Genomic DNA, 22,556 nt, shown 5'->3' with positions numbered 1-22,556 from the left:
TAGTGGACTTATTTTTCACTCGTGTTAACTGATTGTATTTAATAAAGAATTTGATGCCACTTTGTTGTCAAAACAAAAAACCCATAACGGTTGTTTATAAATAGGTTAATATTTAGTTATATCATCGCCAGTTTTATCCGCTGGACTATTCGTTATTTATTTTATTCTGACTGTGTGAGGCTATCATACTGCAGCAACCAATAAGGCAAAAGGAATTGCGACCGCAACGAATTTTTTATCAACACTGACCGTATTGTGGAGGTGTTGGTGATAGGTCAAGCGGATAACTACAGACAACTACAATCCATACTCAGTGTGCAACTTAGTGCTTATGGTCTTTAGCTTATTATAGCTAATGTCCAACCAATAACTCTTAACCGCACCACTTTGAGAAAGTTAGAGGAATATAGATATGGAAGGTTTAGTCAATTTAGTAAATGGAATTATTTGGAGCCCAGCGCTGATTTATTTATGCTTAGGCGCAGGTCTTTTTTACTCCATCATGACGCGCTTTGTGCAAGTGCGCTTGTTTGGTGAAATGATAAAATTACTGTTCTCAGGTAAATCAAGTGACCAAGGTATTTCGTCGTTTCAGGCGCTAGCAGTATCATTAGCTGGTCGTGTGGGTATGGGTAACATCGCAGGGGTCGCCGCAGCGATCGGCTTTGGTGGTCCCGGTGCGGTATTTTGGATGTGGATTGTGGCATTCTTAGGCGCATCTACCGCTTATGTCGAATCGACACTGGCTCAGATTTATAAAGAAAAAGACGTGGTCACTGGCGAATATCGTGGTGGTCCTGCGTATTACTTTGAGCGCGCACTGGGTCAACGCTGGTACGGTATTGTCTTCGCTGTTGCTTCTATCTTAGCTTGCGGTATGTTCTTACCCGGTGTGCAAGCGAATGGCGTTATTAGTGCCTTCGCGCAGGTCATGGGTGAAGGGACTGTGATGAATGTCGCAGGCTTAGAAGTTGGCTCTATGCGTTTATTGGCTCTAGGTATCATTCTAGTGGTCTTAGGTATCATCATCTTTGGTGGTATTAAGCGTATTGCAACCTTTACTGAGTTCGCTGTACCCTTTATGGCTATTGGCTATATTGGTCTTGCCTTAATCGTCATGTTTACAAACTACGAGATGATTCCACAAGTATTTGGCACCATCATTGGCGACGCCTTTACCGCACAAGCAGGCTTTGGTGCTGCAATCGGTTGGGGTGTTAAACGGGGTATTTACTCTAACGAAGCCGGTCAAGGTACAGGTCCTCACGCTGCTGCTGCCGCTGAAGTTGAGCATCCTGCGCAGCAAGGTTTGGTACAGGCATTTTCAGTCTATGTAGATACCTTATTAGTATGTTCTGCTACCGCCTTTATGATTATCACGATGGGCACGTATAACATTCAAGGTACACTACCTGACGGTCAGTTTATCGTCCAAAACGTTGCTGCTGCTACTGAGATTAACTCGCCAGCATTTACCCAAATGGCGATGGAATCGGTCTATGGTGTATATGGCAATACCTTTATCGCGATTGCTGTATTCTTCTTCGCCTTTACCACCATTTTGGCTTACTACTATATCGCTGAAGTAAACGTGGCTTATCTCACGCGCTTTATCAGCCGTGGCGCTCATAAGAAAGGTGTCTTTTTAGTTAAAATCTTGATTATGGCGATGGTTGCCTATGGTGGCTTAAACTCAGCCGGTTATATCTGGGCGATTGGTGATATTGGTGTTGGTCTGATGGCGTGGCTCAATATCGTTGGTATCTTAGTCATCTTCTTTGTGGCAAAACCAACCTTAACGATACTCAAAGACTACGAAGCACAGCGTAAAGCTGGCGTGAAAAAATATACCTTTGATCCTGCTAAATTCGGTATCAAAAACGCACCGTATTGGGAAGAGCGTCATCTAAGAGAGGAAGCAGCGCTTAAGCATGATTCTCTACATAAAGAACCTAAGCTGTAAGTTCTGAAGCTTAGACATTTAATAGCTTAGACGATTAATAAAGCTAAGTTGATTTGAAAAAGCCCGTGGCAGATGTCACGGGCTTTTTTATGTGCTGATTACTCTATAAAATCTACTATAAGTTGCAATATCTCTATTTGCGACATCTCTATTTGCAAAAACCTGCTCTCACAAAAAAGCCCAGCGCGAGTGGCTGAGCTTTTGGATAAGGTTAATGACTATATTTTATTCAAGTAAACTTACTCTTTTAGTAGCTTATTCTTTTGGTAACAGTACGGTATCGATAACGTGGACAACGCCATTAGTAGCCATAATGTCAGTACCAACGATATTAGCCGTGTCACCGCTAGCGTCAGTGATAACATTAGCATCACTGATAGTAAATGACTGACCGTTTACCGTTTTGATTTCTTGACCGTAAGGAATATCAGCTGCTTTTACGACCATAGGAACGACGTGATACGGCAGTACTTTTTTCAGCAAATCGGTATTTGCCAATAACTCTTCTTTAGTCACGTTCAGTTTGGTCAATAATGCAGCAAATGCTTCATCAGTAGGTGCAAAGACCGTATATGTGCCTGCGTCCATCATCATCGTATCAAGACCAGCCGCTTTTAGTGCCGCTGTCAAGATTGACAGATCAGGATTTGCTGCTGCGATTTCAGCGATACTTTGCGTAGCAGCCGTTTCAGCCATAGGATCAACGGCAGGAGTAGCTTCAGCCGTAGTTTGAGGTTCAGCGGCAACTTCTGGTTCAACAACAGTTACCGTTTCATCTACTGGTTCTGCTGCTTTTTTATCGTTACAAGCGGCTAAGGATAATGCTGCCATAGCGATAGCTAAAGGTAATAAAGTCTTTTTTAACATGGTTACGTTCCTGTTGGGATTAACTAAATAATCGGTTTATTTAAGGGATAAAGGTTGTCAGCGTCAAGTGACATTAGCTAACAGACGCTAGTTAACAATAGTAAGCTATTTACTAAAGTGAATGATGACTCAGATGCTGAAATTGCCAATACAGGTTAGCCGGTATCAGCAATTTAGCAGTCATGTCATGCATCCGATCTGCATATCTTGCAGTAACCATCAGACGCTTTTAGTAATTGCTGCACTATATTAAGATATACTACATCTTACTCTTTAATTACAGCTTATTTTGGTAGCAATACTTTATCAATCACGTGTACTACACCATTAGTAGCCGCAATATCGGTCTTTAATATATTGGCGGTGCGACCATTTTCATCCATGAGTTTACCTTGTGTGGTCACCATCAAGGTATCGTTGCTCAGCATGGTGATATTACCAGGCTTAACATCTTTGGCATAAACTGGCATCGCCCCATTAATAACGTGATAGCCTAAGATTTTGGTCAGTAGTGGCTTGTTAGAAAATAGCTGTGCTTTGCTCATGCCTGTCTCTTGTAGTACCTGCATAAACGCCGCGTTCGTTGGCGCAAACACGGTAAAGTGCGCATTAGGATTAGATAGCGCGCCCGCTAATCCCGCGGCTTGTACGGCTTCGACCAATAATGAAAAATCAGCATTACTTTGGGCAATTTGTACCACGTTCATTTTTGCCATAGATTGGCTATGCATAGGTGCTTTCGTTGCTACACTTTTTTGTGGCATCATGTTGTTACAGGCACTTAGACCTGCGAGTGAGATAGCAAGTGCTCCAACAGTCGCAAGTTTGGTCAGTTTCATTTTGGTAAGTTTCATAGTGATATCCTTAAGAATGAAGTAATTCCAGAGTGTTGTCTTACATGCTTACTACTTAACAAGTCAGTTTCTCTTGTCCTAGAGGTAGCCCATCAGTAGAGCACCGAACAAAAAGCACTTAGATAAATGTTACTAAATATTTATTAGCAATCCTTACAAAAGCGCAAACCTTATGAATGTAAATTAACATATAAATAGACTATAGCAATTTACTATTACGCTACTTTTTGTGATGCTCGTGTAATTTTTGCCTACTTTCTAAACAAATAATTGAATTTTTATCATTAGATTTGCGATTCCATTCTACGTTTTAAATAAAAAACATTTGTTAACCAATAGTAAACTTTATCTTATCGCTTTAATAGCCTTTTAGAGAAGTCACATTTTGGCAAATTTAATAACGGCATATTACTGATGATGAATACTGACATGAGCACGAGCGCGGGCTTTTTCATGCTAAAATATTCAGAACTGAACTCTTTTTCTTTTCAATCTCTTTGATGATTGCCTCATTCCCATTCTATAAAATTAACAAGATAAGTAGCTTTCCTATGACTTCAACAACTTCTGCTCATACTCCTGATTCTAGCAATCCAAATGCAAATCCTACTGATTTCATATTAACGCCCCCTGAAGTGTTCCCGTATAAAGCGCAGCAGCTGACCGCGCGCACGCGTATTACGGAGCAGATGGCAGCACGGATATTGATGCTAGATGGTGCGATGGGCACCCATATTCAGAATTATAAGCTGCAAGAGGCAGACTATCGTGGTGAGCGTTTTGCCAATATTACGCAAGATGTGCGCGGCAATAATGATTTATTAGTATTATCTCAGCCGCATATGATTAAAGAGATTCATTTGGCGCATTTGGAATCGGGCGCTGATATTATCGAAACCAATAGCTTTAATGGTACGCGGCTGTCAATGGCTGACTATGATATGCAGTACCTCGTGCCTGAGCTGAATAAAACGGCGGCTAAGATTGCGCGCGAAGCTGCTGATGAATTCACCGCGAAGACGCCCGAAAAGCCGCGCTTTGTTGCGGGTGTTTTAGGTCCCACCTCGCGTACCTGTTCGCTGTCACCTGATGTCAATGACCCGGCATTTCGTAACATCACCTTTGATGAGCTGATGCTGAACTATCGCGAGTCAACGCTAGCATTAATAGAAGGTGGCGTTGATATTATTCTTATTGAAACCATCTTTGATACGCTAAATGCGAAAGCAGCAATCTTTGCGGTGACGGGCGTGTTTGATGATATCGGTTTTGAATTGCCAATTATGATTTCGGGTACGATTACCGATGCTTCAGGTCGAACTTTATCAGGACAAACAGCAGAGGCGTTTTATAACTCGATTCGTCATGCCAAACCGTTATCCGTTGGCTTTAACTGTGCGCTAGGTGCTGATGCCCTTAGACCACATATTCAAACGCTATCGAATATTGCCAATATGTATGTGTCTGCGCATCCAAATGCTGGATTGCCAAACGAATTTGGCGAATACGATGAAACTGCTGAGGAAACCACGGCGCTGCTAGAAGGTTTTGCTAAAGCGGGTATTTTAAATATCGTTGGCGGCTGCTGCGGTACGACGCCTGAGCATATCCGCCAAATCGCTAATATGGTCGCAAATTACCCACCGCGCGTGATTCCTGAGATTGCGCCTGCTTGCCGCTTATCAGGACTTGAGCCATTTACCATCAACAAAGATAGTCTATTCGTAAACGTCGGTGAACGTACCAACGTCACGGGTTCTAAGAAGTTCTTACGTTTGATTAAAACCGAAGCCTATACCGAAGCGCTCGATGTCGCCCGTGACCAAGTCGAAGGCGGCGCACAAATCGTCGATATCAACATGGACGAAGGAATGCTTGACTCCAAGCAAGCGATGATTCACTTCGTCAACTTGGTATCGGGCGAGCCTGATATCAGCCGTGTACCGTTAATGCTTGATTCATCGAAATGGGACATTATCGAAGAAGGGCTTAAACGTACCCAAGGCAAGTGTGTCGTCAATTCTATCTCGTTAAAAGAAGGTCATGCCGAATTCGTCGAGCGTGCAAAGCTATGCATGCGTTACGGTGCTGCTATTATCGTCATGGCATTTGATGAAGATGGACAAGCGGACACTTTTGAGCGTAAAACTCAGATTTGTAAACGTAGCTATGATGTGTTGGTCGACGAAGTGGGCTTTCCTTCTGAAGATATTATCTTTGACCCAAATATCTTTGCGGTCGCCACTGGTATTACCGAGCACAACAATTATGGTGCCGATTTTATCAACGCGACCAAATGGATTACCGAGAACTTGCCAAATGCCATGGTATCGGGCGGTGTCTCTAACGTGTCGTTTAGTTTCCGTGGTAACCCAATTCGTGAAGCCATTAACTCCGTCTTCCTTTATCATGCGATTCAAAATGGCTTAACCATGGGTATCGTTAACCCTGCTATGCTTGAGCTGTATGATGACATCCCAAAAGAAGCGCGCGACGCTATCGAAGATGTGATGCTCAACCGCAACCAAGGCGAGACGGGACAAGATGCTACTGAACGGCTAATGACCATCGCTGAAAACTATCAAGATGGCGGCAAGAAAAAAGACAGCACCGTCGATTTAACGTGGCGTGAAGGTACCGTTGAAGAGCGTATTGCGCATGCTTTAGTTAAAGGTATCACCACCTTTATAGAAGCCGACACCAAAGAAGCGTGGGAGAAATATCCGAAACCACTTGAAGTCATCGAAGGACCACTCATGGACGGTATGAATATTGTCGGCGACTTATTTGGTGCCGGTAAAATGTTCTTACCACAAGTGGTCAAATCCGCACGTGTCATGAAGCAATCAGTCGCTTGGCTCAACCCATATATCGAAGCAGAAAAAGTCGAAGGTGAAACCAAAGGTAAAATCCTGATGGCAACGGTAAAAGGTGATGTCCATGATATCGGCAAAAATATCGTCGGCGTGGTACTTGGCTGTAATGGATACGATATTGTCGATTTGGGCGTGATGGTTCCGTGTGAAAAAATCCTTGATACCGCCATTGCTGAAAAAGTCGATATTATTGGCTTATCAGGACTCATTACCCCAAGCCTTGATGAAATGGTCTATGTCGCCAAGCAAATGCAAGAGCGCGGCATGACTTTGCCACTCATGATTGGCGGTGCTACTACTTCAAAAGCGCATACTGCCGTTAAAGTCGAACCGCAATACCAAAACGATGGTGTCATTTACGTAGCTGATGCCTCACGCGCAGTCGGTGTAGTGACCAAATTATTATCGAAAGAGCATCGTCAGGGCTTAATTGATGAAACCCGCGCGGAATATATTAAAGTGCGTGAACGTCTTGCCAAACGCCAACCGAAAGCCGCCAAACTCTCTTACGCTGAATCTATCGAGATTGGCTTCCAATATGATTGGGATAATTATGTACCGCCAACGCCGAATCAATTAGGACAAATCATCTTTGACGATTACCCTATTCATGACCTTATTCCGTATATCGACTGGACACCGTTCTTTATCTCGTGGGGTTTGGCGGGTAAATACCCACAAATCCTAACCGATGACGTGGTTGGTGAAGCAGCGCGTGACTTATTTCAAAATGCCGAAGATATGCTCCAAAAGATGATTGATGAGAAGTTAATCGTGGCAAAAGGCGTATTTAAAATCGCACCTGCCAAACGTACTGGCGCAGATACCGTCACCGTCTATGACAAAGCACCGACAGATGGCGGCACAGCAGAATATCAGTTTGAGCACTTACGTCAACAAAGTGACAAAGCCAGTGGCACGCCGAACTTTAGCTTGGCAGACTTCATCTCACCATCGGACACGCACACCGATTACTTAGGCGGCTTTACTGTTTCAATCGTCGGCACAGAAAAACTCGCGGAAGACTACAAAGCCAGTGGCGATGACTATAATGCCATCATGGCACAAGCCTTGTCTGATCGCTTAGCAGAAGCGTTTGCTGAGCATCTACATAAGCGCATTCGTAAAGAATATTGGGGCTATTTACCAGAAGAAACCCTCGACAATGACGAGCTCATCAAAGAAAAATACATCGGTATCCGCCCTGCTCCCGGCTATCCGGCTTGCCCTGAACACACGGAAAAAGGCAAATTATTCGAATGGCTTGGCACGGGCGATGCGATTGGTACGACCTTGACCGAAAGCTATGCGATGTGGCCCGCTTCTTCGGTCAGCGGATTTTATTACTCGCATCCTGACAGTGTCTACTTTAACGTCGGTAAAATCAGCACTGATCAGTTAGAAAGTTATGCTGAGCGTAAAGGTTGGGATATGAAGACTGCTGAGAAGTGGTTAAATCCGAATTTGTAGTTTATTAATTTAGATTATCATATAACATGTGAACATTATAATTACTTGAAAGCCAAATATCAGTCATCGATATTTGGCTTTTTATTTGTATTTTTTATCGTTTCTCTATTCATTAAACCCCTTCCCCAACAGTATTCTTAAAAATAAACAACTTACTGTCAGTCTATTACATACTTTTCCTACTAGCTGAATTGCAACGCATAGACGGGGTATTTTATTTACTCTGATTAGACGGTTTCATTTTATTTTTTCATTTACTAATTTTTTTCTCACGCATAAAATTTTCATTAAGATAACTAAACTAATATCCCTAAATAGTAAATTTAACTTTTGTTTGCAATCATTATTAATTTAAGCTTATGATGATGTACAGATTAATGAATTACCGCCGAGCTAGAGGAGTGTTAATTAAATTAGAAATTTTAATATTAACTACTAAAAATATTGGTAGTTACTCTTAGACTAATCACAGTATATTTTGATGCTAAGTTAGGATTAAAAGTATAATAAAATTTATAAACTACCCATATAAATTTATGTGGTCAGTCGCTTATTTATATCTAAAATAAAGATTTATGATTACTAAGCCATTGATATTAATACTTAAATATTATTTAAGGAATCATAATGAAAAAACTATCTTTATTAATAATATGTCTTTCTTTAAGCGCTTGCGCCTCCATTAATCAAACTAAAACTATACAACCCATCAATCTTGAAAAATTGACTATTGAAGAGCTAGTCAATGCTTGTAATGCTACTAATTTAAATTTACAAGATGTAAAGTATAAATATAAGGTGCTTGCAGCTGAGTATGCAATTTATGCAATGTTAAGTAATAATGCATATAGAGATGAGCGCTATAAATTTGTTTTACCTAACAACTGGAAAGAAGTTCGAAGACATTCAGACACAAGTGGACTTGATTACCAATTATATGAAAAAATTGTTGATCAAAAAGTTGTTGAGGCAGTAATTGTATTCCAAGGTACTGCTGAGTTAATAGACTGGACATATGGAAACGTATCAAATAAACAGTATGAATATGCAAATCCTCATATAGAATATTTGTCAAATTATTATATAAGTAAAGGTATTCCTTTTAAAACAACTGGTCATTCATTAGGTGGTGGTCTAGCACTATACGCCTCATATCAATTTGATGAAATAAAAGCTATAGGATTTAACTCCTCACCTCGTTACCATAGCAAAAAGATAAAGGAGACTGACAACAGAGTAGTAATTTATGAAGAAGGTGAGCCCAATAGAATAGAATAGTTGGTAATGCCATATTTCCTTGGCGCTGGGCTATATTTGGAGACAGAAAGAACATCAGGTTTCTTAAATATAACTTTCAAAAGAGAGCTGGACTTCATAATCACCAAAGTACTCGTTTGGCTAAAGGATTATTACTATCAGGAAGCCTTGTTGATCCTGAATTGCGAAAAACTTTGGAAAAAAACTGTAATGAAGATAATACTAAAATATAAATATATATCTATAGAAATATTTTTATATTTAAAGGGTTTATTGCATCTAAATGAATTTTAATTACAATTAATATTAAAAAGGTATCTCACTTTCCTTTGTAATATTTTTCCCCCGCCGACACTTCTCCGAACAATAAATCACCTGCTTCCAATCCTTTTCCCACTTTTTACGCCACGTAAATGGACGCAGGCACATGGGGCAGATTTTTTGCGGTAGATTTACTTTTTTATGTGCCATCGTCTGCTCCCATGTTCCCGTATATTTATATCTGTCTATTAATGCCTATTTATCTTCTTTTTGGTGATCCAATCCTTCATATTTTTTTACGCGGCGACACTGGTCGGAGCAATAGACCATACTTTCCCAGTTTTTATCCAACTTCTTACTCCAGCTAAACTCGCGTTGGCAGATAGGACATTCTTTTTTGCGGACGTTCTTTTTTTTGTGCGCCATACTATTTAGCCTATTTATTGATGATTAAAGGTTTACTACTCATTGCTTAACGTCCCCATACTGGCGAGCGCGCTAGTCCGCCCGATTTACTGCTGATTGTGTAACTTGTGCCGCCTGAAAGCGCGCGAATCACAAGGCTACTACCCTTTTGCCCGCTATGTTGTGCATTTTGCATTGGATATACGGCATAGCTACCACTTGGCGATAGACGCGCAGGCTCGTCCAGTCCAGTCTCGCCAAGATTGAGCACTTGCCCAGTTGCCAAGGTCATGACGGCTGCTTGCCGACCGTTCAGATAAGCCATGCGCTGACCGTCTAAACTGAGCTGCGGACTTGCCGCGTAGCCACTGGTTGCGATTAGCTGAGATTTCTTGCTAGCAAAGTTATAACGATAAATGCGCGGACGACCGGCGCGGCTTTTATCACTGACATAGACAAAGCTTTGTCCATCAGGCGCATAACTTGGCTGCACTTCAGTACTGGGAACCGTCGTCAGTTGGCTGCTGTTACCATCACTTAAACGCAGCTCATAGATATCAGCGTTACCGCTCGCTGTCGAGCTATATAGCAGCTTTTGCCCGTCTGGTGAAAATGCCGCTGACAAATGACTGCCCTTGCCACCAACGACAAGCGTCTGGGCATGGGTGCGCGTGTCATAGACATATATTTTGGGTGGCTGGCGCTGCGCCTGTTTGCTATATGCCAACTGCGTGCCATCGGCTGACCACGCGGGCGCATAGATATAGCCATTGAGCTGGTCTAATAGCTGGCGGTCACTGCCATCAGGACGAATACTATATAACGAGGATATTTTTGCGGCACCTAATCCTTGTTCCTCAACATAGGCGATACGACCTTGACGATCAATTTGTGGCATAGCTGCGGTTAGCGGATTGGTCGCTATCGCACTGGTATTATCGGTATTCTGCATTGGCAAGGTACTACAAGCCGTTAAAACGCTAAACGTACCCATTAGCGCGGTAATAATAACGCCTTTATAGATAGTGGTAATCATCATAAAATAAAACTCAATTAAAAAGGACAATGCGCCAGTTCATGGCTAATACGTCCATGAATCGCTGATAAACCAGAGTTTTAAGAACCATAGTTTTGATGCTGCTAGTGTAGCGTAATTAGCCACACGCTTTTTAATAAAGTAGCATTGGTGCTGACTAACACTACAGTTTACTAAACCTTATCTGCAAAATTATTGTTTATAAAAATATGTCTATAAAAATAGTATCTATAAAAAATACCGCGCACAAAAAAGCCCCACTACATTGTGAGGCTTTTTTAGCATGACCGCTATAAACGGTACTTATTCGTAAATAAGCTACTTATTGAATCACTTGCTTAGATACGGCTTTAAAGTTCGCTACTTGGTTAGCATTAGTAATCGTTAACATCGGTACGTTATTGGCATTTTTGCTGATGCTGTATTTACCTTGAACTGTGGCTAGCGTCGCGGTATCAAAGCTGGCTTGTGGTTCAGGACATGCCATCATGGTGCTGATACCGTTCTCGATTTGGACATTGCCATTTACGATGCTATAACCTGCGCCCATATTATTACAGGTATTCATAAACGCAACGCGATGTTCGCCGTTCACATTCATGAAGTTTAAGGTTAAAGGTTTCGCTGGATTAAAGAACAATTGCGATACTTTTTGACCATTGGTACGCGTGGCATCAACCAATTGCCAGTTAAAAGCTTCTAGCGTGCTAGTAGTAACGGCTTGTGTAGGCGCAGGCGTGGTAGGCGTTTGTGGGGTCGTGGTAGTCTGACAACCGGCAGCCAACGTACCTACTGCTAGTACACTTGCCATCATTACTTTAGTCATGTTTTTCATAGTTGCTCCTAAAAGGGTTAATTTAAATATCAGTTATTATGGTATTTTTCTTAAATGACTATCATCTTAAAATGCTGCTTTTGAAAATTTATAGATATTGTTACTTTTAGATACTGTTACTTTAGATACCGGTATTTCGCCCATTATATCTAAGAGCATATCTACATATAATTGAATCAAAATTATGCATAGCTTATTATAAATGACTTATGTTGCTATGATAATGAGGGTTGTTAGTATTCTTTTTATTATTCGACTTTTTTCTTGTTTTATTTATTATTATTTTTAACTGTTAAGTCTCGATGGCAGCGTAATGCCTCTGCTTAAATAGTGAATCTATTATGTCGCTTAGCCTTATTATTGTCATACAGTGTTATGTATAAGCTCCACGCGACGTTTGTTTTTTCGTATAGGCGTTTTGCTACTGCCTCTTGCTAGTTTTAGCGTTACCTGCTAACTGATAGCTACTAATACGGTCTATAATTGGCGAGGATTTAACGCCTAGGCGCTTTGCAAAACCATAAAACCCTCAAAAACGATACGCATTCATTTATGATATAATTTAGCCACATTAATGCTATAACTAACTCCATAACTATAAGTATGATGACAATGACTAAAAAATCCCTTATTCAATCCCCTGAAGCCATAGAAAAAATGCGTATCGCTGGTAAACTTGCCAGCGAATTACTGGTCATGCTTGATGAGCATGTCAAAGTTGGCGTGAGCACCGAAGCATTAAATCAAATTGCCCATGATTATATCGTCAATGTGCAAGACGCGATTCCTGCTCCGCTGAATTATAATGGCTTTCCAAAGTCTATTTGCACCTCAGTCAACCATGTGGTGTGTCACGGTATTCCGAGCGAAAGTAAAATCCTCAAAGATGGCGATATCATTAATATTGATGTGACCGTGATTAAAGATGGTTATTATGGCGATACCTCTAAGATGTGGATTGTCGGTAATGGCTCTATCATGGCGCAGCGTATCTGTCGAGTAGCGCAAGAAGCACTGTATGCCGGTCTAAAAGCGGTAAAAAATGGCGCGCGTCTCGGTGATGTTGGCGCAGCGATTCAAGCGGTGGTTGAGCCTGAGCGTTTTAGCATTGTGCGTGAATTCTGTGGTCATGGTATCAGTAATGAATTTCATCACGAACCGCAAGTGATGCATTATGGCAAAAAAGGCACGGGCTTCGAGCTAAAAACTGGCATGACGTTGACCATTGAACCGATGATTAATGAAGGTAAATGGCAAACTAAAATCTTACCAGATGAATGGACGGCAATTACCAAAGACCGTAAGCTGTCCGCTCAGTGGGAGCATACCTTAGTGGTGACTGATAATGGTTGTGAGGTATTTACTGCCCGTCCTGAAGAAGATTTAAGCTTTTTGACTCAGTAACTTGATAAAAGATCGCTTCGGCGGTCTTTTTTTTGGGTTATATTATTGGTGATTGTTAGTGAATATATAGGTATGTATGTATCTGATATTGCGTTTGCCATTTGCTCACCGCTATATTTTTCGTCACTTCTATTTTAAATTGTTAATCGGATAACGCTCATGTTTACTTGCGATGTCGCCTCTGTTTATCTTACGCCATTACCAGAACTGCCTGCTGCATACCGTAATTTGGCAACGCCTGCTACGGAAAAGTCGCTACTTGGAATTCCAGAGTGGTTGACACAGATTAATGCCGATATCAGTCGGGCGCTTGAACGTGGGGTGACCATTCGCCAGTTGGTGACGGCACGCTCCTGTGCAATTGATGAGTTGCTGACAGCTTTATTTACTTGGTTTGAATTGGATAAAACGGGTTTGGCGCTGTTTGCGACGGGGGGCTATGGCCGCGGCGAGCTGTCGTTGCATTCGGATATCGATATTTTACTGCTTGCACCTGATAATATTGCCGTTAGTATTCGTGCTAAAATTGATGGTATTGTGGCGCTGCTGTGGGATATTGGGCTAGAACCTGCGCAAGCGGTCCGCAGTGTTGCTGAGTGCTTGGAAGCGGCAGAAGATCATACGGTTGCCAGTACCTTATTAGAATCACGCTTGTTAATTGGTAATGAAACCCTACAAAACGTGCCTATTGATATCGTTAATCAACTGTGGTCACAGCGCGCTTTTTTTGATGTAAAACTCGCGGAAGCAAAATCGCGTTATCTGCGCCATAATGCCACAGAATATAATCTTGAGCCGGATATCAAGTCGGCACCGGGTGGTCTGCGTGATATTCATATCATTGGTTGGGTGACAAAACGCTACTTTCGCGTAGATAAGCTCTATGACTTGGTACAACAAGAGTTTTTGACCGAAAAAGAGTTCGATGAATTGAGCTTTGCCGAAAATTACTTATGGCAAATACGGCATTATTTGCATGAGCTGACCGGACGTAATGAGAATAAACTACTATTTGATTATCAACGTGACATTGCTCAGCGCATGGGTTATCACTGTCAGCCCGATGATGCACCCAATGCAGCCGTAGAACGCTTTATGCGTGACTATTATCGCTGTGCCATGCAGATATCGACACTGTCTGAAATGTTGACCAATCATTATTATGAAACGATTATTGAACCAAGTTTGCCAGAAAATGAACGCCCCATAAAGCGTCCACTTAATGCCCATTTTAACCAAATTGGCGATCATATTGCGATGGCGCATCATCGGGTTTTTGCGCAACATCCTGAAGCGATTCTGGAAATGTTCTTACTGATGGGGCAATATGGCATTAAAAATGTGCGTACTCGTACCTTACGGGCGCTCAAAATTGCGGCGCGCGGTATTGATCAAAATTATCGGGATAATCCTGAGCATCAAGCGCTGTTTTTAGCTAATTTAAAAGAACAAAATTATCTGTTCCAACGTCTGCGCACGATGAATCGCTACGGTGTTTTAGGCAATTATATTCCTGCGTTTGCGCAAGTAACGGGGCTAATGCAATATGACTTATTCCATCGTTATACGGTTGATGCGCATACGTTGTTTTTAATACGAATTTTACATCGCTTTACCGACCCCGAGCTTCAGCAGGAGTTTCCACTGGTCAGCGCTATTTTTCAGCGTATTGAGCGTAAAGAGATTTTAGTATTGGCAGCGATGTTCCATGATATCGCCAAAGGTCGCGGTGGCAATCACAGTCAGCTAGGAGAAACGGAAGCAATTGAGTTTTGCCTTAACCACGGCATGAGCGATGCAGATGCGCAACTGGTCGGTTGGCTGACCCGCCACCATTTATTGATGTCGACGACCGCTCAGAAAAAGGACATTTCCGACCCTGAAGTAGTGACGGTTTTTGCAAATTTAATGGGCAATGTCACGCATCTGAATCATTTATATGTACTGACCGTTGCCGATATGAATGCCACTAATCCACAGCTTTGGAACAGTTGGCGCGCCACGCTCATGAAACAGTTATATTCACAAACGCGGCGCATTTTACGTGCGGATATTGACGCGCCCACCAATCGCCAAGACATGATTAGCGCCACACGTCAGCAAGCCATGGCGATGTTAGATACGGTTGATAATCAGCATATGAACCGTGATGAGGTGCTGAGATTGTGGGATGATTTGGGCGATGAGTATTTTTTGCGGGAGATTGCCACCGATATTCTATGGCATACCAGTGCGATATTGAACCACCCGCCCATTGGTCGCGCCTCCGATGCGGATAGTGCGCCGTTAGTGGTCTTGCGTGAGCATCGAGAGTTGGCACTCGATGCGGTGCAAGTGTTTGTCTATACCCAAGATCAAGCCAATTTATTTGCCGTCACCATGGCAGTATTTGACCAAATGAATTTGGATGTATTAGACGCGCGCATTATCACCGCAACCCGCAACTTTGCCTTAGATTCTTATGTGCTGCTCGATCGTAGTGGCACATTACTGGTCGATGAAGACAGCCAACAAGAGCTGATTCAACGCTTGATTGATGCCTTTAAAAACCCGACTGTGCCTAAACTGACAACTAAACGTATACCGCGCCATCTTCGGAATTTTGATGTACCAACGGTGATTAGTTTTGAGTTTAATGAAGCCTCAAATCAGCATATGATGAGTCTGCAAACGCTCGATCAGCCCGGATTACTGGCGCGCGTCGGTCAAGTGTTTTTACAGCAGAAAATTGAAGTGCACGCCGCGCGCATTACCACGTTAGGCGAACGCGCAGAAGATATGTTTTATATCAGTGATCAGCAAGATAAACCCTTATCAGACGATAAGCTCAATATCTTGCAAGCGGCGCTCATTGAAAGTCTAAAGATACGTCAGGATAACCTTTAAACTTAATGAACATTTGACTTAAGATTAAACCTAAATTTAATGAGGTTTAAGTTTAATAAGAATTAAGTTTAATAAAAAATAGATACCGAGGTATGCGTCAATTATTGTAACTGCAACAAGCTTTTATAAATCATATCGCCAGCATGAGGTGTAAGCTCATCATCGGCTAGCTCAGGCGGTAATATGCGCGCTTCTATTTCACGCTGCGATAATAGTAACCGCCCAGCGTCAATCTCTTTTTGTAATAGACACTGTAAGCTTGCCAGCCGCAGTTGCGCGTCATAACGCTCATGAATATGCTGTAGTGAGATGGGCGAATGCGCATGAATGTCCGGAAAGATACTGTCGGACGCTAAAATAACCATCTCATTGAGCATCTGTTCACGTAGCAAATCTGCTTTATGAATATTATGCTGCATTTTATTAGCGAGACGCCCTTTAGCAGAAAATATCGTGATAAAAATGAGCGTTTGTACCCCAAAGACTGCCATATATTGCCACAAGTACAGATGCACATCGAACAGCTTGCTTACTAGCATCAACACAATAGCCACCACGATATAACTGACAAACTGCCAAAGCAACCACATAATGACGCTGTTCTCGCCAAACCAAAACAGTTGGCGCTCTTGAAGGGTAATCAGGCGATGACGAGCTTGCCACCATTGGCGCTCACGTCGTTGTAACTCTTGATAGAATGACGTACGACGCGCATTATTATTAGAAAAAATAGGCATGTTCGTTATCCTTAAAATAACTCGTGCAATAACTTGCTAGCTAATATGGCTGTTATTATATTTATGGTCTATATTTATGGAAATCATCGATAAGCTATATAAAAATGTATCGCTAAAAGGGTAAGAGAGGTGTCTCGATAGCGATAAGAAGAAAAGGACAAAAAATAAGAGAGGTGCTACACTGCCTGAATGTAATTTTTCTTTATAATTTTATGATCACCTGTTTATTATAGTTAGCCTACTTATGAATAACAACTTAACCAAACTACACCCTTATCCCTTTGCCAAGATGGCAGCCTTGCTTGCCGATAGCACGCCAGCCCATGCCTACACTGAGATTAAGCTGGGGATTGGTGAGCCAAAACACACGCCACCTACTTTTGTACTGGACGTGCTAAGAGAAAATTTGGACAAGCTATGCCAGTATCCCACCACCAATGGCATCTTTGATCTGCGCCAAACCATTGCGCATTGGCTTGAGAGGCGTTTTTTCCTCCATCACGTCAATGCAAATACCGAAGTATTACCCGTAATGGGCACGCGCGAGGCGATTTTTAGCTTTGTACAAGCGGTCGTTAATCATGGCGATACGGCAGAGCAAGCATTTACAGATAAGCCTAATTCTATCAATCAGCCACCTATCTATCAGTCACCTATAGTCGTCATGCCCAATCCGTTTTATCAAATCTATGAAGGCGCAGCAATATTGGCGCAGGCAACGCCCTATTTTGTGCCTTGTACCGTAGATAATGCGTTTAAAGGTGACTACCGCGCTGTACATAACGACGTATGGGCGCGTACGCAATTATTATTTATCTGTAGCCCAAACAATCCTACCGGTTCGGTCATGACGATGGACGATTGGGAAATGCTCATTCGTCTCTCTGATAAATACGGCTTTATTATTGCCAGTGACGAGTGCTACAGCGAGTTGTATTTTAATGAGCCGCCGATTGGCTTGTTACAAGCGTGCGCCACGCTTGGTCGTGATGACTTTAAAAACTGTGTGGTCTTTCATTCGTTATCGAAACGCTCAAATCTACCGGGTCTACGCTCAGGCTTTGTCGCCGGTGACGCATCCATTTTAAAGTCTTATTTACAATACCGCACGTATCAAGGTTGTGCAATGCCGGTTCCACATCAGCTTGCCTCCGTTGCTGCATGGCAAGATGAGAAACACGTGGCACAAAATCGCGCGCTATATCAAGAAAAATTTGCCTTGTGGATGGCTGAGCTTGGCGAGCTGCTCGACTTATGTATGCCCGAGGCAGGATTTTACTTTTGGATAAAAGTCCCTGAGCAATTTAACGGTGATGATGAAATTTTTGTTAAAGCCCTCTATGAGCACGCCAATATTCATGCCTTAGCAGGACGCTACTTATCACGTGAGGTAAACGGCAAAAATCCGGGTGCAGGCTATATACGTGTGGCACTGGTTGCAAGCGTTGAGGAAAGCCGCGAAGCAATCAGCCGTATTCGTAAGCTGCTTAATCCTTAGACCTTAAGAATGCGATGGATAAGCCGCATAAAAAACCTTATATTTGAAATATCCCTGATAATATTAATGACCTTGATGTTATTGAGGATAAAGGCGTAGATAATGCTATAGTAAAAGGACATTACTATAGCCTATCGCACGTTTTCGCTGCCGACTAAGTCTATAAAGCAGCGTTAATAAACGTGCCATCAAGGATGATGCCATGCCCCATCTTGATTTTACTCAGCCACCGTTTGACGTATTAACTGCCGCTGAGCGCCAAAGCCTAAAAAAACATACCCAAGTACGCTATCTTGCCGCTAATGAAACCTTAGCTGCCGATGACTTACAGTATTTTTTTGTGGTGTTAAAAGGTCAAATTCAGCAAACCCTAAATGGCGAATTTGTCGCATCTTATTTGGGCGGTAATCACTCCGAGCAACTTAATAGTAATGACTGGTTTGACAGTCGGCGTATGCCTGAAGCACAAGATGCGGTTTTGGACACTTCTCATTTAACAACTTCTCATTTAACAAACAACCATTCAGAACATTATCAATATCGTGCGGATGAAGACACGCTGTTACTGCAAGTTGACGGTGCAGCAATGAATAAAATCAGTGCGCAAAATCATTTGGTACGGCAATTATTATCCGATAAATTACCGGAACGCCTAAAAGCCTTGCAGCAGCGCCGCAGCTCACAAAATCAATCTTTAGGTTCAACTGGCTATAATGCTCAGCAAGAAGTACAGCAAATTATGCTACAGCCAGTGACTGATGTTACCTTGTTACCGATACATATTATTGACGCGGATAACAGCCTACAGCAGGCGGCACGTATTATGACCGAAGCTAAGCTGAAACACGTACTGGTACGCCCATCGCCTATTTTAGACAACATTAATATAGAAAACCAAGCGATAGAAAGCCTTTCCCCTCATTTACCAAGCTCTGATAATCATTGCGACCGTGACCTCGGTATTTTAACCGATAATGACATTTGTCGCGCTGTGAGTGAGGAGCAAAACCCTGCCACAACGCCTTGCCAACGCTATGCGAGCTTTAATCTGCACACCATTGATGCAGACGATGAAATTGGTGATGCGTTACTGACCATGACCCGCTACCGTATTCATCGTCTGCCGGTTATTGATGCGTCTGGTAAAGTCATCGGTATATTGGGGCAAAGCGATATGCTCGCCCATATCGGTCATCACTCGCAGCTGATTAGTATTCAAATTGAGCAAGCAGAAGATTTAACCAGTCTGCATAAAGCGGTGGAATTGATTGGGCGCTATATTCGGGCGCAACATGAAAATGGCGTGAAGATTGGTATTATCAGTCGCATGGTGCAGACGCTGAACGCGCAAGTCTTTACCAAGCTTTGGCACCTTATTGTGCCAGATGAGGTCATGAAAAATACCTGCGTGATTGTCATGGGGTCAGAGGGTCGCGGTGAACAAATTATGCGTACCGACCAAGATAATGCTCTTATTATTAAAGATGGCTTTTCGCATCCGCACTTAGCACAGTTTGCAGAAACCTTTAATCAGCATTTGGCAACGCTCGGCTATCCATTATGTGATGGCAATATTATGATGACCAATCCGATGTGGCAACTGCCGCTGAAGCAGTTTGAGCAACAGATTAGCTTATGGTTACGCAATACCGAGCCCATGCACAACATCTATCTGTCCGCCGTTTTAGACGCTGAATATGTGTGCGGTGATAAAACCTTATTAACCCATGTTCGTGAGCATTTAAGAATTACTCATCGGCAGGCAGATCCTATATTTGTGCGTCAGTTTGTGCGTGCCGCCTTACAGTTTGGTGATGTGAATCAGTGGTGGCAAAAGTTTGTACCGCTATTAGGAAAACCTAGCGCCTCTGATATTGACCTAAAAAAAGCCGGTATCTTTCCACTGGTACATGGTATTCGTGCATTAGCGTTAGAAAACAATATCTTGCAAGTATCCAGTACCAAAAATCGGCTTAAAGGCTTGGTGCAAGCCAATGCCTTGACCCAAGAGCGTGCCGATACGTTAGGTGAAGCATTAGAGTTTTTTATGGCGCAGCGGTTGGCGGTGGCATTGTCCACGGAAGATAAGCATGCACGGCAAGTTGACCCTACTACCTTGTCGGCGCTTGAGCGTGATCTATTAAAAGAATGTTTGGCAGTGGTCAAAAGCTTTAAAATCCAACTGCGCCAACATTATCAGCTGGATATGGCTTAACGTGAAGGGTAGATTCTTATGAGCTGGCTTAAACAGTTATCGTCTTCATGGCAACAAAAGCGGCTGCAACGTCCTGAGCTGGCATCGATGTTTGCACCGCCGACCGCTGGACAATGGGTGGCGATTGACTGTGAGATGACCGGACTCAATCCGCGTAAGCATCATTTACTGTCTGTCGCTGCCATTCATGTGAATGGTAATACCATTGATACGGGCAATGGTCTGCATTTGGTCTGCCGTCCACCCGTGATGCCTGATCGCAATACCATTGTCATTCACGGTCTGCGTACCGCTGATGTTGAGCATGGTATGAGCTATGATGAGATGCTCGCGATATTATTACCCTTTATTGATAACCGCCCTATCGTTGGTTTTTGTCCGCAGATAGATACCGCGTTTTTGAATCCTTTAGTCAAGCACTACATGGGCACAACATTGCCGAATCAGGTGATTGATGTGCGCGAATTATACAGTCGACGGATGGGCAATCCTGACCACAGCGCGCCCAATCCATCGCAGCATTTGACCAAGATTTTGGCGCATTATCATATTCCTGAACTGGGTACGCATGACGCTTACAATGATGCGGTGATGACCGCAATGGCATTTTTGCATGTGCGCTAAGGTTATAGGTTTGGTTTTTTCAAACTGAATTTACAATGATAAAAAGTATTGATAATCTATAAAAAAACCCTTGTTTAAGGTTAGTTAAGCAAGGGTTTTTACGTTCTACTATTTTTATCTTTGTTAGAATAATAGGCTTAGTATAATTTATCACCTTTCACCATTGTAATACCATTCTGTGAATGAATTTTTACATTTGGATTACTTTCGCCCTGTTTCTGAAATACCGGTTCATTACCTTTTTGTAATGGTGGTTTAGGATTAACATTGCCATTATCTGTAGAATTTTGGCTATCACTATGGCTCTCAGCAATATAATCTGATGCAGGCGCAGGGCTAGCTCGTAGATTTGGATTATTTTGCGGTGTTTCTTCGTGTAATGGTATTTTTCTATTCGAGTGTGGTTTTTCAGTCGGATAATTTACCTGCTGCGGCGCAGAGGAGACATTACAGCCACTGACACCCGTGATATAACCCATCATCTCATCGGGTATCTGTCTGACGGCGGCAGCGCCTTTGATGTCTTGCGATAAGGCGATATTGAGCACTTGTGGGTTTGACAGCTGATTATAATATTGGCTGGCAGTATACGCGTGGGTCCAATGCCAAGGTTCATCAGAATAGCCTCTGCCACGACCGGCGGCATATATCTGACAAAAGCCAAATTGCGGACCATTTTTGGTCAGCCAGTTATGGATTTTCTTACCTTGAGCCGTGTTCCAAAAGGATAATGATACGCTGTTAAAGTCTACATCCGTGCCCCAATGATGGCGACTGGTACCAGGAAACGAGGAATAACGTAAAATCGACTTGGCTTTGCCAGTATCATTGTCAGCGCTATTGCCCCATTTATTTTCCCATATTCTTTTTTGATGACTATAAGAGCGAAAAGCAGACACAAGGTTTAAAGAAATACCATCATTCTTAGCGGCAAATATCATATTCATTAAAGACGTATGGACGTTTTTATGCACAAACTCTTCTTTACTGGTGTACTGACCGGGAACTTTCTTTAAATGCCCCATGCCGCCTGCGCCCTGAGCAACACCAAGCTGACCGTTACTATAAGTAGGGGCTGGATAAGCTTCTAAATCAGGCACTGCTTCAGGTATTGTATTGCCAAAAGCATCGGTCTGCATACCAGTATTTGGTTGATTGGCACTGTCATTTGGAATTGGTTCGCCATTATTATCAACAGGCAAAGACTGCTCTTCCGCATAATCATTAGGGGTTTTCGACTCCTTTAATGAGTCTTTAATAAACCCCCAACTAAGATACAGAATGAGGCTCATCCCTATAAAACAGAATAATACGCCTATCGCGAACCCTGCAAGCGGTCCGCGACGCTGGTTTGACTTTCTCATGGGT

16 protein-coding genes are annotated in these 22,556 nt (G+C 42.5%); 8 read left to right on the top strand and 8 right to left on the bottom strand.

The genetic code is table 11. The features are described 5' to 3' along the window. Nucleotides 1-412: 412 nt before the first annotated feature. Entirely contained in the window at nt 413-1,963 is a 1,551-nt protein-coding gene (locus AOC03_RS08725) for an alanine/glycine:cation symporter family protein (RefSeq protein WP_062535148.1), read from the top strand. A gap of 255 nt (nt 1,964-2,218) precedes the next feature. On the opposite strand, the gene AOC03_RS08720 is transcribed toward AOC03_RS08725, so the two are convergent. Next, nucleotides 2,219-2,830: a fasciclin domain-containing protein gene (locus tag AOC03_RS08720; protein WP_062535146.1), complete on the bottom strand. Its 612-nt coding sequence runs from the start codon at nt 2,828-2,830 to the stop codon at nt 2,219-2,221. A 284-nt stretch (nt 2,831-3,114) separates the two neighbouring features. Further along, nucleotides 3,115-3,684: a fasciclin domain-containing protein gene (locus tag AOC03_RS08715; protein ID WP_227514219.1), complete on the bottom strand. Its 570-nt coding sequence runs from the start codon at nt 3,682-3,684 to the stop codon at nt 3,115-3,117. A gap of 551 nt (nt 3,685-4,235) precedes the next feature. Between AOC03_RS08715 and metH the strand changes: the two genes are divergently transcribed. After that, nucleotides 4,236-8,030, top strand: coding sequence for a methionine synthase (gene metH / locus AOC03_RS08710; protein WP_062535144.1), 3,795 nt, complete (start codon nt 4,236-4,238; stop codon nt 8,028-8,030). 627 nt (nt 8,031-8,657) lie between these two features. Next, on the top strand, nt 8,658-9,308 hold the full coding sequence (locus tag AOC03_RS08705) for a DUF2974 domain-containing protein (RefSeq protein ID WP_062535142.1): 651 nt from the start codon (nt 8,658-8,660) through the stop codon (nt 9,306-9,308). Nucleotides 9,309-9,593: 285 nt separating this feature from the next. Here the strand turns inward: AOC03_RS08705 and AOC03_RS12550 are convergent, their stop codons facing one another. The 4 genes from AOC03_RS12550 to AOC03_RS08690 all read right to left on the bottom strand — a co-directional run bounded on the left by AOC03_RS12550 (nt 9,594) and on the right by AOC03_RS08690 (nt 11,824). After that, complete coding sequence (locus AOC03_RS12550; RefSeq protein ID WP_084785819.1) at nt 9,594-9,758, bottom strand: DUF2256 domain-containing protein; 165 nt, start codon at nt 9,756-9,758, stop codon at nt 9,594-9,596. 45 nt (nt 9,759-9,803) lie between these two features. Beyond that, complete coding sequence (locus tag AOC03_RS12545; protein WP_084785818.1) at nt 9,804-9,974, bottom strand: DUF2256 domain-containing protein; 171 nt, start codon at nt 9,972-9,974, stop codon at nt 9,804-9,806. 46 nt (nt 9,975-10,020) lie between these two features. Next, nucleotides 10,021-10,992, bottom strand: a complete 972-nt coding sequence (locus AOC03_RS08695) for a PD40 domain-containing protein (protein WP_062535137.1) — start codon at nt 10,990-10,992, stop codon at nt 10,021-10,023. A 319-nt stretch (nt 10,993-11,311) separates the two neighbouring features. Then, nucleotides 11,312-11,824, bottom strand: coding sequence for an META domain-containing protein (locus AOC03_RS08690; RefSeq protein WP_062535135.1), 513 nt, complete (start codon nt 11,822-11,824; stop codon nt 11,312-11,314). 612 nt (nt 11,825-12,436) lie between these two features. Here AOC03_RS08690 and map point away from each other — a divergent pair. Both map and glnD read left to right on the top strand, forming a co-directional pair. Further along, nucleotides 12,437-13,228 (top strand): type I methionyl aminopeptidase, encoded by a 792-nt coding sequence (gene map, locus AOC03_RS08685; RefSeq protein ID WP_062535133.1) that lies wholly within the window; start codon nt 12,437-12,439, stop codon nt 13,226-13,228. A 159-nt stretch (nt 13,229-13,387) separates the two neighbouring features. Next, nucleotides 13,388-16,114, top strand: coding sequence for a [protein-PII] uridylyltransferase (gene glnD / locus AOC03_RS08680; protein WP_062535131.1), 2,727 nt, complete (start codon nt 13,388-13,390; stop codon nt 16,112-16,114). A gap of 101 nt (nt 16,115-16,215) precedes the next feature. Here the strand turns inward: glnD and AOC03_RS08675 are convergent, their stop codons facing one another. Further along, nucleotides 16,216-16,851: a hypothetical protein gene (locus AOC03_RS08675; protein WP_062535127.1), complete on the bottom strand. Its 636-nt coding sequence runs from the start codon at nt 16,849-16,851 to the stop codon at nt 16,216-16,218. A 244-nt stretch (nt 16,852-17,095) separates the two neighbouring features. On the opposite strand from AOC03_RS08675, the gene dapC reads away from it, so the two are divergent. The 3 genes from dapC to AOC03_RS08660 all read left to right on the top strand — a co-directional run bounded on the left by dapC (nt 17,096) and on the right by AOC03_RS08660 (nt 21,188). Then, entirely contained in the window at nt 17,096-18,349 is a 1,254-nt protein-coding gene (gene dapC / locus AOC03_RS08670; RefSeq protein WP_062535125.1) for a succinyldiaminopimelate transaminase, read from the top strand. Between the two features lie 202 nt (nt 18,350-18,551). Further along, the gene (locus AOC03_RS08665) at nt 18,552-20,564 is read left to right on the top strand and encodes a DUF294 nucleotidyltransferase-like domain-containing protein (RefSeq protein ID WP_062535123.1); all 2,013 of its coding nucleotides are present in this window, start codon (nt 18,552-18,554) and stop codon (nt 20,562-20,564) included. A gap of 18 nt (nt 20,565-20,582) precedes the next feature. Beyond that, nucleotides 20,583-21,188, top strand: coding sequence for a 3'-5' exonuclease (locus AOC03_RS08660; RefSeq protein WP_204247905.1), 606 nt, complete (start codon nt 20,583-20,585; stop codon nt 21,186-21,188). Nucleotides 21,189-21,325: 137 nt separating this feature from the next. Here the strand turns inward: AOC03_RS08660 and AOC03_RS08655 are convergent, their stop codons facing one another. Next, entirely contained in the window at nt 21,326-22,552 is a 1,227-nt protein-coding gene (locus AOC03_RS08655) for a M15 family metallopeptidase (RefSeq protein ID WP_062535119.1), read from the bottom strand. Nucleotides 22,553-22,556 lie beyond the last annotated feature (4 nt).

This window comes from Psychrobacter urativorans (genome assembly GCF_001298525.1).
Classification (GTDB): domain Bacteria; phylum Pseudomonadota; class Gammaproteobacteria; order Pseudomonadales; family Moraxellaceae; genus Psychrobacter; species Psychrobacter urativorans_A.
This window is presented reverse-complemented; position numbering and strand designations above follow the sequence as displayed.

Bases quoted from the DNA above. Each gene is read 5' to 3' on its own strand.
- AOC03_RS08725 (WP_062535148.1), top strand. From the start codon at position 413: ATGGAAGGTTTAGTCAATTTAGTAAATGGAATTATTTGGAGCCCAGCG.
- AOC03_RS08720 (WP_062535146.1), bottom strand. From the start codon at position 2,830: ATGTTAAAAAAGACTTTATTACCTTTAGCTATCGCTATGGCAGCATTA.
- AOC03_RS08715 (WP_227514219.1), bottom strand. From the start codon at position 3,684: ATGAAACTTACCAAAATGAAACTGACCAAACTTGCGACTGTTGGAGCA.
- metH (WP_062535144.1), top strand. From the start codon at position 4,236: ATGACTTCAACAACTTCTGCTCATACTCCTGATTCTAGCAATCCAAAT.
- AOC03_RS08705 (WP_062535142.1), top strand. From the start codon at position 8,658: ATGAAAAAACTATCTTTATTAATAATATGTCTTTCTTTAAGCGCTTGC.
- AOC03_RS12550 (WP_084785819.1), bottom strand. From the start codon at position 9,758: ATGGCACATAAAAAAGTAAATCTACCGCAAAAAATCTGCCCCATGTGC.
- AOC03_RS12545 (WP_084785818.1), bottom strand. From the start codon at position 9,974: ATGGCGCACAAAAAAAAGAACGTCCGCAAAAAAGAATGTCCTATCTGC.
- AOC03_RS08695 (WP_062535137.1), bottom strand. From the start codon at position 10,992: ATGATGATTACCACTATCTATAAAGGCGTTATTATTACCGCGCTAATG.
- AOC03_RS08690 (WP_062535135.1), bottom strand. From the start codon at position 11,824: ATGAAAAACATGACTAAAGTAATGATGGCAAGTGTACTAGCAGTAGGT.
- map (WP_062535133.1), top strand. From the start codon at position 12,437: ATGACTAAAAAATCCCTTATTCAATCCCCTGAAGCCATAGAAAAAATG.
- glnD (WP_062535131.1), top strand. From the start codon at position 13,388: ATGTTTACTTGCGATGTCGCCTCTGTTTATCTTACGCCATTACCAGAA.
- AOC03_RS08675 (WP_062535127.1), bottom strand. From the start codon at position 16,851: ATGCCTATTTTTTCTAATAATAATGCGCGTCGTACGTCATTCTATCAA.
- dapC (WP_062535125.1), top strand. From the start codon at position 17,096: ATGAATAACAACTTAACCAAACTACACCCTTATCCCTTTGCCAAGATG.
- AOC03_RS08665 (WP_062535123.1), top strand. From the start codon at position 18,552: ATGCCCCATCTTGATTTTACTCAGCCACCGTTTGACGTATTAACTGCC.
- AOC03_RS08660 (WP_204247905.1), top strand. From the start codon at position 20,583: ATGAGCTGGCTTAAACAGTTATCGTCTTCATGGCAACAAAAGCGGCTG.
- AOC03_RS08655 (WP_062535119.1), bottom strand. From the start codon at position 22,552: ATGAGAAAGTCAAACCAGCGTCGCGGACCGCTTGCAGGGTTCGCGATA.